The following is a 12,444-nucleotide window of genomic DNA, read 5'->3' as shown; positions in this document are numbered from 1 at the left end:
TCAGCGTTCCTTCACCTTGTTGAGCGCCTTGACGTAGATCGAGGCGAGGCCGAAGACCGTGACGAACAGGATCACCGCATAGGCCGAGGCATAGCCGGTGCGCCACCGCTCGAACGCCTCGCGCTTGAGGTCGATGGCGGTGAGCGTGGTGGTATTGCCGGGCCCGCCGCCGGTCAGCTGCACGACAAGGTCGAACATCTTGAAATTCTCGATGCCGCGGAACAGGACCGCCAGCATCAGGAAGGGCAGCACCATCGGCACGGTGATCGTCCAGAACTGCCGCCACGCGCTGGCGCGGTCGCATTCGGCAGCCTCGTAGATGCTGTCAGGGATCGACCGCAGCCCGGCCAGGCAGATCAGCATCACAAAGGGGGTCCACATCCAGGTGTCCACGATGACGATGGACCACGGCGCCAGCGCCACATCCCCGATCATCGAGAAACTGTCGGGCGCGGCCCCCGTGAGGTAGCCCACCACCGTGTTGAACAGGCCGATCTGCGGCTGGTAGAGAAAGGTCCAGAAATTGCCGACCACGGCGGGGCTCAGCATCATCGGCAGCACGATGATCGTGGTCCACAGGTCGTTGCCCTTGAACTTGCGGTTGATCAACCAGGCCAGCGCGAAGCCGATCAACACCTGCAACACGATGGTCCAGATCAGGAAATGCGCCGTCGCCTGCATCGTGGCCCAAACATCGGGATCGTTCAGGATACGCTGGTAATTCTGCAGCCCGACCCATTCGACATCGGCATTGGGCCGGTTCACGCGGTAGTTGGTGAAGCTCAGCCGGATCGTCCAGATCAGCGGAAAGATGTTGATCGCCAGCAGCAGGAAGATAGTCGGCGCGACGAAGATCCAGGCGATCGTGCGATCCGAAAGGCCGCGGATGGTGCGGGCCACCCCGGAAGGCGTCGCCGTCGCAAGGCGATCTGATGGGCTGTCGGGCATCGGTAGGGTCCAGTTCGGATGGTCGCATGGGCCCGCCGGTCCACGGCCATGGGCCGCGATCACGGCGGGAGATCTGGCCGGGATGCGACGCCCATGGCACCGCACCCCGCCCATCCGTGAGTGTCAGCGGAGACCTTCGTCCTCGAAGATCTCTTCCCAGTCGGCGACAAGACCGTCCAGGGCTTCCTGCGCGGTGCCGCTGCCCGCGATGACGTAGTTGTGGACGCGGTCCTGCATCGCCAGCAGCAGGTCGGCATAGGCCGGTTCCGCCCAGAAATCCTTCACGATGGCCTTGCTGTCGAGGAAGGTCTGAGCGTAAGGCTGGCTGGAGGCAAAGCCCGGATCCTCGACCACCGCGCGCAGCGCCGAATAGCCACCCATTTCCCACCAGCGCGACTGCACCTCGGGCTGGGCGAACCAGGCGATGTATTCCAGCGCCGCATCGACGTTGTCCGAATAGGACACGACCGAGATCCCCTGCCCGCCAAGCTGGGCGAACTGGCCTGCGGGGCCTGCGGGGTTCGGGAAATAGCCCGACCGGTCACCGCCAACATTCGGGTCCGCGTTCACGCCGGGCCAGATGAAGGCGAAGTTCATCTGCATCGCCACCTGCCCCGAGCGGTAGGCGTCGATGTTCTCGGACATGTACCAGTTCGACGATCCCGGCGGCGTGCAGCACTCGTAGAGCGACCGGTAGAACTCGAGGCCCGCGACCGCGCCTTCGGAGTTCACGAAGCCGTCGAGGTCATAGGGACTCTCGGGATTGCCGTATTCGAAACCGTAGTTGTAGAGCGCATTGGTAACGCCCATCGTGATGCCTTCGGACCCGCGCTCGGTGTAGATCGCGGCGCCGTAGACCGTGGTGCCGTCGATCTCGCGGCCCTGGAAGAACTCGGCGATGTCGCGCAACTCCTCCAGCGTGTTCGGCACGTCGAGCGCGCGGCCATAGGTGGCCTGGAATTCCTCCTGCAGCTCGGGACGCTCGAACCAGTCGCGGCGGTAGGTCCAGCCGACCACGTCGCCGAAGGCGGGCAGCGCCCAGTAGTTCGGCGTTCCCTTGGGCCATTCCGAATAGCCGGTCACGGTCGCGGGGATGAAATCATCCATCGTGATGCCCTGGGCATCGAAGAAATCGTTGAGCTGGATGTAATGACCCGCCTCGGCCGAGCCGCCGATCCACTGGCTGTCGCCGATCATCAGGTCGCAGAGCTGACCGCCCGAGTTCAGCTCGTTCAGCATCCGGTCCGCGAAATTCGGCCATGGAACGAACTCGAAGGCCATCGTGTAGCCGGACTCGGCTTCGAAATCGCGCGACAGTTCCACCAGCGCGTTCGCCGGGTCCCACGCGGCCCAGCACAGGGTCAGGTCTTGGGCCGCCGCAGACGTTGCCACGGAGCCCGCGATCAGCGCCGATGCGGCCGCTGTCACCAGATATTTCGTCTTCATTCTGACATCCTCCCAGAACGCAGCCACGGCCCTCCTGCCGCGCCTCGTCTGGCAACAATCGTTAAATGAGGTGCGCACCTCATTTCAACAAATTTCTGAGGCACGCACCTCAAAATCCTTGCCCATTCACGGGGAACGGGTCATAAACTGTCGGAATTTCAGCCAAAACCCGGACAGACCCCGCGATGAGGCCGACCACCAGAGATCTTGCCAAGGCCGCAGGCGTCAGCCTTGCGACGGTGGATCGCGTGCTCAATGGTCGGGCGGGCGTGCGCAAGAAGACCGTAGATGCGGTCAATGACGCGATCCGGCGAATCGGATTCGAGCGCAACCAGATCGCCGCGACACTGGCCCGCCAGCGCGGCTATCGCTTCGGCTTTGCCCTTCCCCGCTCGGGCGGCGAATTCATGGAAGAGATCCTCGATCGCATCCGCGAATTCGACAAGGCCGGGCGCGCCGAGATGGTCGAAGCCAGGGTGATACACCTCGACGACCAGAACCCCCATCGCGCGGCCCGAACCCTGTCGCGCCTCTCGGCCGAAGACCTCGACGGATTGGCCATCATGGCCCCCGAGACCCCGCAAATCCGCGATGCCATACAACGGATGCGCGAGCGCGGTATCCAGACCGTCCCCTTTGTCTCCAACCAACAGGAAGACGGCTTCGTCGGGATCGACAACCGCGCGGCGGGTGCGACCGCAGGGCGCCTCATGGGGCGGTTCCTGGGATCGGTTCAGGGGGCAATCGTGGCCCTGACGGAAACGACGCAGTCCCGCGACAGCCTCGAGCGCCGGCTCGGCTTCGACAGCGTGATCAACCACGAGTATCCGGGTCTGCGGATACTTCCCACCCTTGAAACCCATGGCGACCCCGGCCGGACCGAACTTGTCCTGCGCAATGTGCTTGCCGCGCATGACGACATCGTCGGACTTTACCTCATGGGGGCAGAAGCCCACACGCCCATCGACATCGCGCGTCATCTTCAGGCGACCGAGAACCGCGTCACCATCGCCCACGAGCGCACACCCTCGACCGAAGCGGCCCTTCGCCAGGGCGACATCGCGGCGGTGATCCACCAGGACCCCGGACATCTCGTTCGGAGCGCGGTGCGCATTCTGCGGGCGAAATGCGAGAACCGCGCGATCCTCGCGTCACAGGAGCGGATCAGGATCGAGATATTGATCGCCGAGAACCTGTGATCGGCAAGATCGCGGCCCCGCGCAGGATGATGATGGGAGCGGCGCGCGTCGAGTGACCCACATCGAACGCGGCTCAGGCTCAGTCAGCCTGAAGGGCGGTAGCGCTGAAAGGGGAAGTGGCGCACCGGGGAGGATTCGAACCCCCGACCCCTTGATTCGTAGTCAAGTACTCTATCCAACTGAGCTACCGGTGCGTAGGGGCGGGGTTTAGCGTCGGCGTCGGGGGCTTGCAAGCGGAAAACCTGCGCGATCAGGCAGCAATTCCATCGGGCAGCGTGATCCGGAAGATCGTGCCCTCCGCACCGGTGCCCGCCAGCTCAAGCCGCCCGCCGTGACCGCGCACAAGCTCCGCGCAGATCGCAAGGCCAAGCCCCGTGCCGCCCTTGCGCGCGCCGCCGTGAAACGGCTTGAACAGATGGTCGAGCGCCTTTTTCGGAAGGCCCGGCCCGCTGTCGCACACCTCGATGGTCCAGCCCTCGGCGGCGTCGCGCCCCGCGATGCGGATGCGGCCCGCCCCGCCCGAGGACATGATCGCCTGCCGGGCATTGCGCACGAGGTTGGACAGCACCCTGTGCAGCTGCTCGGGATCGGCGCGCAGGATGATGTCGGCGGGCACGTCGCACAGGTAGTCGATCCGGGCCTCTTCGCCCGCCAGCCGGTCGTTCTCGATCACGTCCTCGACCAGCGCCCGCAACCCGATCCTGGCGAGCTTGGGCGCCGGCTCCTCGGCCCGGCCAAAGGCCAGCGTCGCCTCGGTCAGGTTGATCGCCCGGTTGAGCGAGGCCAGCAGCTTGGGCGCGATGCGCTTGACGGTCGGGTCCTCCGAGGCCTCGAGCCGGTCGGCGACCAGCGTCGCCACCGACAACATGTTGCGCAGGTCATGGCTGATCTTGGCCACCGCCTCGCCCAGCTTGGCCAGGCGTTCGCGCTGCTTCAGCGCGCCGGTCAGCTCGGTCTGCAGACCGTGCAGCGCGTCCTCGGCCGCGCGCAGCTCCTTCACCCGGCCCTGCGGCGTGATGATTCGCGCCGCATCCTGCGGGGCTTCGGCGTAATCGGTCATGCTGCGCACGACGCGCTGGATCGGCTGCACCATCAACCGCCGGACCGCCACGAACAGCAGGATCGCGGTGGAGATCGAGATCACCGCCGACAGCGCGAGGATGCGCAGGCCGTAGTCGATCATCGCCATGCGCAACGGCTCGGTCGGCATGGTGACCTCGATCAGCAACCCCGCCTCGCGCACCGGTTCGCCGATCACGCGGATCACCTGCGGCTCGGGGTTTGCCAGCCGCGCCAGCGCATCCCCCATCAGGCCCAGCGCGGTCGCGTCGCGCAGGTCGAAACTTGCGGCGACCCTCGGCATCTCCTCGGTCGACAGGATCAGTTGCCGCACTGCGTCGCGCCGGAGCACGACGTTCAGAACCTCGGCGTTTTCCAGCAGTTCCGCCTCGAGCGCGTCGTCGATCATCCCCTCGGTCGCCAGAAGCGCGAGCGAGGCGATCTGCGCCCGCTCGAGACGCGCCAGCAGGTAATCCTCTCGGAAGCGCGCGATGGACGGCAGGAAGATGAACACCTCGGCCAGCATCACGAAGATGACGGTGAGGATCAGAAAGCGCCCTGAAAGTGTGTTGGCCACGCGGTCCCTGCCTGCCCCATCGTTACGGCAACCGCTGCACGAGACGCACGATCCGCTTCACCAGCGGGCTTTCGAACAGCTTGGGAGAGAAATAGGCCCCCGCGGCGCGTTTGTTAATCTCTCCCAGCGTGGGATACGGCGAAATCATGCCGGCGACAGCCGACATCTTGAGCCCGTTGGCGATGGCCAGCGCCCAGACCTGGATCAACTCGCCCGCCTGCGGGCCGACGATGGTGGCCCCCACGGGCCGCCCCTTGACCACCATCACCTTGGCGAAACCGCGGTCCTGCCCGGTGGCGATGGCGCGGTCGTTGTGGTCGAAGCCCGCGCGCGCCACGAAGAGCTTGTCACCGTGAGCCTTGCGCGCCTCCGCCTCGGTCAGGCCGACCTGCGCCAGCTCCGGGTCGGTAAAGGTCACCCATGGCACATGATCGGTGCGCACCTTCATGGGCAGCCCGAAGAGCATGGGGCGGATGATCTGCCCGGCATGATAGCCCGCGACATGGGTGAACTGCAGCCCGCCCGCGACATCGCCAATGGCATAGACACGCCGGTTGGTGGTGCGCATGCCCCGATCGACCGTGACGCCCTTGCGGTCGTAGCCGACATGGGCCGCCTTCAGGTTCAGTGTGTCGACGTTCGGCTGCCGCCCCACGGCGACCAGCAGATGCGTGCCCTCGAAGGATGCGCCGTCCCCGGTCTCGACACGGATCGCGCCCTCGGTCCCCGACACGGCGGCGACCTGCGCGCCCTCGACGATCTCGATCCCCTCGCCCCTCAACCGGTCCAGCACCAGCGCCGCGGCCTCGGGGTCGTCGCGGCCCAGCGCTTTGACCCCCTCCAGCACGGTGACGCGACAGCCGAGGCGGCGATGCGCCTGCGCCATCTCCATGCCGATGGGCCCGCCGCCGATGATCAACAGGTGCCCGGGCCGGTCGCGCAGGTCGAAGATCGTCTCGTTGGTGTGATGCGGCACGTCCTGCAGCCCCGGAATGGGCGGCACGAAGGGGCGCGAGCCGGTGGCGATGACGAAGCGGCGCGCGGTGATGCGATGCGCACCGGCCTCGACCTCGGTCTCCGAGACGAAGCGCGCGGTCTCGCGGATGACATGCACGCCCAGCCCCTCGAACCGCTCCTGGCTGTCGACGGGGGCGATATGATCGATGACGGCGCGGACATGGTCCTTGGCTGCGGCGAAATCGGGGGCGGGGTCATGCCCCGCGGTGCCGAAGGCGCCCTGCCCCGTCGCATGCGCCTTGTGCCCCGCGGCCAGCAGCGCCTTGGACGGAACGCAGCCGTAATTCAGGCAATCGCCGCCCATCTCGTGGCCCTCGATCAACACCACGCGCGCGCCCATCTGCACCGCGCCCGCGGCGACCGACAGCCCCGCCGAGCCTGCGCCGATCACGCAGATATCCGTCTTGATCCGCTCCATCACAGGCCCCTTTTTCCGCGCAGCACCCGCAGGATCACCGGCAACAGCGCCAGCGCGCAAAGCCCGAGGATGGGCAGCAGCACCTGCGGGGTGAAGATGATGCCGAGGTCCGGTGTCTCGCCGCGGGCAAAGACCTCGCCCAGCCCCGCCCCGACCGAAGTGTAGACCACCGCGCCGGGCATGATGCCGAAGAAGGTCGAAACGACGAAGCGGCGCACCGGCACCTCGAGGAAGGCGGGCACGAGATTGGCGACGAAGAAGGGGACCACCGGGATCAGCCGGATCAGGAACAGCATCGACCACTGGTTCTCGTCGATGCCGTCCTTGATCCGTTTCACCACCCCCTCGGACCCTTCCAGCCGCGCCCCCAGCCGCGCGCCGATGCTGGTCTGCGCCGCAAGGAAGATCGCGGTCGCGCCCAGCGTGGCCGCCGTGATGTTGAAGAGCGCGCCGGGGAAGGTGGCGAACAGGAACCCACCCGTCAGCGTGGCGATGGTCGCGCCCGGCAGCGAGAAGGTGACGATCAGCGTGTAGGCGGCGATGAAACCGGCGACGGTGGCGACGTAGTTGGCATCGCGGAACGCCAGCAGCGCCTCGCGGTTCTCGGCGAGCGCGGCAAAGGTCAGCCGGTCGCCGAACAGCCACCAGCCCAGACCGGCACCCAGCGCGATCACGAACAGGGGGGCATAGCGGCCCACGGGAGAGGATCTGGTCTCGGTCACGCTGTCGGTCATCGCTTCTGTCCCTCGTGTCGCACGCCGTCGTTACATGCGCCAGAGTGGCGGGATTGGACATCCCGTCTCACGGGTGCGTGATGCCGCGTGACGCGACGGGCGGGTTTCGTGACAGACCGACCCCTCGGCTGTAACACTCGGCCCCGGACTGTTGCAAAGGCCCCGCGACATGATGCGCATTCTCGTCAGTGCCTGCCTGCTGGGCCGACCCGTCCGCTACGACGGTCGGGCGAAAGACCCCGGAACCGATCTGCTCGACCGCTGGCAGGCCGAAGGGCGGTTGGTGCCGCTCTGCCCCGAGATGGCGGGCGGCCTGCCCGTGCCGCGCCAGCCGGCCGAGATCGAACCGGGCGCGACGGCCAACGGGGTGCTGACGGGCCGGGGCAGCATCCGCGCGGCCACGGGCGAGGACGTGACCGCCGCCTTCCTTGCCGGGGCCGCGGCCGCGGTGCGGCTGGCGCGGGCGACCGGCTGCCGCCACGCGCTCCTGACCGAAGGCAGCCCGTCCTGCGGGGTGCGGCGGGTTCACGCGGGCCGCTTCGACGGGCGGACGATCCCCGGTCAAGGCGTGGTCGCCGCAGCCTTGCGCGCCGAGGGTATCGCCGTCTACAGCCAGTCCGAGGCGGCGGATCTGGCCCATATGCTCGCCCTGGCCGAGAAACCCGGTTTCTGACCGCGGGATTTGTTGACAGCCCGCCCGGCTTTCCGTATCTGCCGGGCTTCATCGGAGATTCCTCGGTCCGACGAGACGCGTGAGACACGCGACCGGCCCGACAGAGTGACGGAGAAGACAGATGTCGAAGCGGACCTTTCAGCCCTCGAACCTCGTGCGCAAACGGCGCCACGGGTTCCGCGCACGCATGGCCACCAAGGGCGGCCGCAAGATCCTCAACGCCCGCCGCGCGCGCGGCCGGAAGTCGCTGAGCGCCTGATCACAGGCCCCGCGATGACCACGGATGCGCCTCCGTCGGGCAAGACCCCGTCGGGGGCTTTTTCCGTTCTGTCCCAACGCGCCGATTTCCTGCGCGCCGCGCGCGCCCGGCGCGTGCCCATGCCCGCCTTCCTGTTGCAGGCGCGCAAGCGCGCGGTGGATGAACCCGCGCAAACCGCCATCCGGGTTGGCTACACCTGCTCGAAGAAGGTCGGCAACGCCGTGGCCCGCAACCGCGCCAAGCGCCGCCTGCGCGAGATCGCGCGCGCCGTCGTGCCGCTCGAGGGGCAGCCCGGCTGGGATTACGTGCTGATCGGACGGGCCGGCGAGACCGCCACCCGCGATTTCGCCGCCCTCAAGGACGACCTCGCCCGCGCGCTCCGAAAGGCCCATCGGTGAGCCCGCTCGCCTATCTCGTCTCCTTGCCCGTCCGGGCCTACCGGCTGGTGTTCTCGCCCTGGGTCGGCCACGCCTGCCGCTACCAGCCCACCTGCTCGGCCTACGCGATGGAGGCGCTGGAAAAACACGGCGCGCTCAAGGGCGGCTGGCTCGCCGCCCGTCGCATCGCACGCTGCCACCCCTGGGGCGGCTCGGGGATAGACAACGTGCCCGAACGCGGGGATTAGACCACCGCCCGACGCAGCGTCAGCGCCCCACCCACCGCCGCGCGGGTGACGATCTCGTGCCGGTCCACGTCGCCGCGCATCGTGTGCAGCACATCCTCGAGAAAGACCGGGTCGTCGAAATACCAGGTGTGGGCCGGGAATTGCAGATGGTCATAGGCCGCCCGGTTCGCGTCAAAATGCGGGCCGCAATTCACGTCCACCGCCTTGCCCGGCGCATCCGGCGGCAGGCCGATCCGCCCCGCCCGCGGCGAGACGCCGACGCGCTTGACGTTGGACAGCGACAGAACGCTGTCGAACGGGTTGTGGTAATTGGTCAACCGGATGCAATGCCGGTAGAGCGACGATGATTTCGCGCTGTCCCCGGCCAGCGACCCACGGCTGACATCGGCCGAGATCAGCATCACCTGGCTTACCGACCAGCTGCTCGCCGCGACGCCGGGCCGGTCATCGGCATCGTCGAAGGCCTCGCGCACGACGAAGGCCCCGGTGGAATGCGCAAGGATATGGAGGTTCACGAAACAATCGGGCCGCTGCATCCGGGCGAAATTGGCGATCCCCTCGGTCACCAGCCGGAAGGCGGTGAATTTCGCGTCGAGCCGGTCCTCGAGATAGTTCAGCGCCATGCTGGCCGCGGGCCAGTCGAAGCCGACGACCACCCCCTCGAACCCCTGCGCCGCAAGGCCGCGGCGGATCAGCCGCAAACGGTCCAGCATCGTCTCCTGTGCGGTGTTGTAGCCATGGACGTAGAACAGGACATCGCCCCGCGGCGCGTCATCCTGCGGCCCGTGACGGGCGGCGTTGAAGACGGCGTCATACCACAGGGTCTTGCGGATCGCGTGGTCGGGCGTGGGGGTCGTGACACCTTCGGGCACGGCCAGGAAATGCGAAGCCCCCGGCTCGTTGGCAAAGGCCCCACGGCGGACGGAGCGGACGGAAAAGATGTAATCCAAGGGACACCTCCGGAAGTGGCGGAACCGCCTTGAGCCGCATCATGCCCGCCACCGGCCCGCGCCGCATAGTCTGGGATTCCCGCCCCCACGCTTGACGGCGGCCCGCGGCGCGCCCCATACCCACGCCTGCGAGACAGGAGACCCCCATGCTCGACCGCGACGAGGCCGACGGCGCCGAAACACCGGACACCGGCGACGACATCCACGCGCTGTTTAACGGCGCGCCCAAGACGACCGAGTTCCGCAAGCTGCGCAAGCGGATCATCCGCGAGACCCGCGAGGCGATCGACCGCTATGGCATGGTCGACCGCGCCCCCGGCGCGCCGCGGCAGAAATGGCTGGTGTGCCTGTCGGGCGGCAAGGACAGCTACACGCTATTGGCCGCGCTGACGGAACTGCAGTGGCGCGGGCTGCTGCCGGTAGACATCCTCGCCTGCAACCTCGACCAGGGGCAGCCTGGCTTTCCGGCCACCGTCCTGCCCGAGTTCCTGCAGCGGATGGGTGTGCCCCACCGCATCGAATACGCCGACACCTATTCCATCGTCGTGGACAAGGTTCCACAGGGGCGGACCTATTGCGCGCTCTGCTCGCGGCTCCGGCGCGGCAACCTCTACCGCATCGCCCGCGAGGAGGGGTGTTCGGCGGTCGTGCTCGGCCATCACCGCGACGACATTCTCGAGACCTTCTTCCTCAACCTCTTCCACGGCGGCAAGCTGGCCACCATGCCGCCCAAGCTTCTGAACGACGAAGGCGACCTGATGGTGCTGCGCCCGCTCGCCCATGTCGCCGAGGAGGATTGCGAGGCCTTCTCGCGCGCCATGTCCTACCCGATCATCCCCTGCGACCTCTGCGGCAGCCAGGACGGGCTGCAGCGGCAGGTGATCAAGCGCATGCTCGACGAGTGGGAGGCCAAGGCGCCGGGGCGTCGCGGCAAGATGTTCTCGGCGCTGATGAACGCGCGGCCCTCGCACCTGCTGGACCCGGCGCTGTTCGACTTCGCGGGGCTTGCGGCAACCTCGGCTGCGGACGGCTCCGGCGCCTGATCCCGGCGGCGTTAACGCCTTGTCAGCGTTTCGCCCCTAAGGATCGGATGCGACAGGCCCCGCGCCACCCTGGCACCGGGCCGACTGGCGGAGCAGCCGATGCCGAGTGCGAGACAGGGACTGCCGGGACAGCTGGCCGCGCGGGCGGGCCGCGCGCTGTCGCGGCTCGACGTGCTTGCCCTGTTCCCGCTGGCCGCCCTGTCGGGCCTGTGGCTCGATCTTGCCGATCTGGTGACGCTGACGGCCTTTGTTCTGCCTGGGCTGCTGGCGCTCAGGGCCATCGGGCAGGCCGCGCCGGGCGCGCAGGTCGTCCCGGTGGCGCTGACGGGCGATGCCCCGCCGTCCCGTGATCGCGGCGCGGTGCCGGGGCGGGCGGCGCTTTTGTCCGCGCTGGGGCGGGCGGCGGCGGTGCCCGGCCATGACAGCGCCTGCATCCTGCTGCATCTCGACGGCTGGGATCGGCTGCTCGACCGGATCGGAAGCGACGCGGCCGAGCGGGTGGCGCACCGCTGCGCCGAACGGCTGGCCATGGCCCTGCGCGGCGACGATCTTGTCGCCCGGCTGGGCGATGCGCGCTTCGGCATCGTCCTGCACCCGGCCCGCGGCACCCTTCCCGCCACGCGGGAGGCGATCACGACCCGGCTGCGCGCGACGCTGGCCGAGCCGATTGCCCTCGACGGCATCACCCTGCGCCTGACCGCCTGCGGCGGGCAGTCCGGCCTCTGGCGCGACCATTCCGACGTCGCGGCGGCAAGCTTCGCCGCCGCCGAGGCCGCCTTGACCGAAGCGCGGCGCAGCGGCCCGAACACGCAGCGCGCCTATGCGCCGGGGCTACTGCAGCGACATGCCGCTCGGGCCAGGCTGACCGCCGGGCTGGCCGATGCCCTCTCCGCCGGGCAAGTCGAACCCTGGTTCCAACCACAATTCGCGGCGCAGGGCGGGGCCCTGTCGGGCCTTGCCGCGCTTGCACTCTGGCCCCAGTCCGACCGTGACCCCCTGTCGCTCGCTGACCTGTCCGTCGAAGACCGGGCACAGATGATGCAAGACCCCGGCGGTCTGCACGGGCTAGCAAACGTCCTGCTCGCCCCGGCCCTCGACACGCTGCGCGCGCTCGACGCAGCGGGGCTGGCGCTGCCCAGTGTCTCGGTCGCTGCCGGCATGACCGACCTGCGCAGCCCCGCCTTCGCCGACCGCGTGCTGCAGGAGCTGCAGCGCACCGGGCTTGCCCCCGCCCGGCTGATGCTCACCCTGCCCGAACCCGTGGCCGCCCCGGAAAGAGACGCCGGGATCGAGGCGACGCTCGACGCGCTCGGGCGCGCGGGCGTCGGCCTCGAGATCACGGGCGGTGACCCGGGCCCGGTCCGGCTGGCCGCACTGCGGCGGCTCGGGGTCGGCCGCCTTCGGATCGGCGGCGGCCTGACCCGGCACATCGTCAGCGACACCGACCGGCAGGCCGAGGTCTCGGCCCTTGTCGCCATGGCGCGAACGCTCGGCCT

General features: G+C 68.3%; 13 protein-coding genes and 1 tRNA gene. 7 read left to right on the top strand and 7 right to left on the bottom strand.

Translation table 11 applies throughout. From position 1 onward, the window contains the following. Both QQK83_RS03315 and QQK83_RS03310 read right to left on the bottom strand, forming a co-directional pair. Entirely contained in the window at positions 1-948 is a 948-nt protein-coding gene (locus tag QQK83_RS03315; RefSeq protein ID WP_284261678.1) for a carbohydrate ABC transporter permease, read from the bottom strand. Between the two features lie 123 nt (positions 949-1,071). Continuing rightward, positions 1,072-2,394 carry an ABC transporter substrate-binding protein gene (locus QQK83_RS03310; protein WP_284261676.1) on the bottom strand — a complete coding sequence of 441 codons (1,323 nt, stop codon included), beginning with the start codon at positions 2,392-2,394 and terminating at the stop codon, positions 1,072-1,074. A gap of 185 nt (positions 2,395-2,579) precedes the next feature. Between QQK83_RS03310 and QQK83_RS03305 the strand changes: the two genes are divergently transcribed. After that, on the top strand, positions 2,580-3,593 hold the full coding sequence (locus QQK83_RS03305) for a LacI family DNA-binding transcriptional regulator (protein WP_284261674.1): 1,014 nt from the start codon (positions 2,580-2,582) through the stop codon (positions 3,591-3,593). A gap of 117 nt (positions 3,594-3,710) precedes the next feature. On the opposite strand, the gene QQK83_RS03300 is transcribed toward QQK83_RS03305, so the two are convergent. The 4 genes from QQK83_RS03300 to QQK83_RS03285 form a co-directional block, all read right to left on the bottom strand. After that, positions 3,711-3,787: transfer RNA gene (locus tag QQK83_RS03300), tRNA-Arg, on the bottom strand. A 56-nt stretch (positions 3,788-3,843) separates the two neighbouring features. After that, positions 3,844-5,229 carry a sensor histidine kinase gene (locus QQK83_RS03295; RefSeq protein WP_284261672.1) on the bottom strand — a complete coding sequence of 462 codons (1,386 nt, stop codon included), beginning with the start codon at positions 5,227-5,229 and terminating at the stop codon, positions 3,844-3,846. A 22-nt stretch (positions 5,230-5,251) separates the two neighbouring features. Further along, on the bottom strand, positions 5,252-6,664 hold the full coding sequence (locus tag QQK83_RS03290) for a dihydrolipoyl dehydrogenase family protein (protein WP_284261670.1): 1,413 nt from the start codon (positions 6,662-6,664) through the stop codon (positions 5,252-5,254). Next, positions 6,664-7,398 (bottom strand): TVP38/TMEM64 family protein, encoded by a 735-nt coding sequence (locus tag QQK83_RS03285; RefSeq protein ID WP_284261669.1) that lies wholly within the window; start codon positions 7,396-7,398, stop codon positions 6,664-6,666. The genes QQK83_RS03290 and QQK83_RS03285 overlap by 1 nt, the downstream gene beginning before the upstream one ends. 169 nt (positions 7,399-7,567) lie before the next feature. Between QQK83_RS03285 and QQK83_RS03280 the strand changes: the two genes are divergently transcribed. The 4 genes from QQK83_RS03280 to yidD all read left to right on the top strand — a co-directional run bounded on the left by QQK83_RS03280 (position 7,568) and on the right by yidD (position 8,955). Next, positions 7,568-8,071 carry a 2-thiouracil desulfurase family protein gene (locus QQK83_RS03280; protein ID WP_284261667.1) on the top strand — a complete coding sequence of 168 codons (504 nt, stop codon included), beginning with the start codon at positions 7,568-7,570 and terminating at the stop codon, positions 8,069-8,071. A 121-nt stretch (positions 8,072-8,192) separates the two neighbouring features. Then, the gene (gene rpmH / locus QQK83_RS03275) at positions 8,193-8,330 is read left to right on the top strand and encodes a 50S ribosomal protein L34 (protein ID WP_284261665.1); all 138 of its coding nucleotides are present in this window, start codon (positions 8,193-8,195) and stop codon (positions 8,328-8,330) included. A gap of 14 nt (positions 8,331-8,344) precedes the next feature. Beyond that, a complete protein-coding gene (gene rnpA, locus QQK83_RS03270; protein WP_284261663.1) occupies positions 8,345-8,728 on the top strand; it encodes a ribonuclease P protein component in 384 nt (127 codons plus the stop codon). Beyond that, the gene (gene yidD / locus QQK83_RS03265; RefSeq protein WP_284261661.1) at positions 8,725-8,955 is read left to right on the top strand and encodes a membrane protein insertion efficiency factor YidD; all 231 of its coding nucleotides are present in this window, start codon (positions 8,725-8,727) and stop codon (positions 8,953-8,955) included. The genes rnpA and yidD overlap by 4 nt, the downstream gene beginning before the upstream one ends. Here the strand turns inward: yidD and QQK83_RS03260 are convergent. Next, positions 8,952-9,905, bottom strand: a complete 954-nt coding sequence (locus tag QQK83_RS03260; protein ID WP_284261659.1) for an alpha/beta hydrolase — start codon at positions 9,903-9,905, stop codon at positions 8,952-8,954. The genes yidD and QQK83_RS03260 overlap by 4 nt on opposite strands. Before the next feature lie 146 nt (positions 9,906-10,051). Between QQK83_RS03260 and ttcA the strand changes: the two genes are divergently transcribed. Next, the gene (gene ttcA, locus QQK83_RS03255; RefSeq protein WP_284261657.1) at positions 10,052-10,948 is read left to right on the top strand and encodes a tRNA 2-thiocytidine(32) synthetase TtcA; all 897 of its coding nucleotides are present in this window, start codon (positions 10,052-10,054) and stop codon (positions 10,946-10,948) included. 99 nt (positions 10,949-11,047) lie between these two features. After that, the coding region (locus QQK83_RS03250; RefSeq protein ID WP_284261654.1) for an EAL domain-containing protein at positions 11,048-12,444 on the top strand (1,397 nt) is incomplete at its 3' end.

It is taken from the genome of Roseicyclus amphidinii (assembly GCF_030163755.1).
GTDB classification, from domain to species: Bacteria; Pseudomonadota; Alphaproteobacteria; order Rhodobacterales; family Rhodobacteraceae; genus Roseicyclus; species Roseicyclus amphidinii.
Note: the sequence above shows the minus strand (reverse complement) of the source record. Positions and strands in the feature narration are given on the sequence as shown.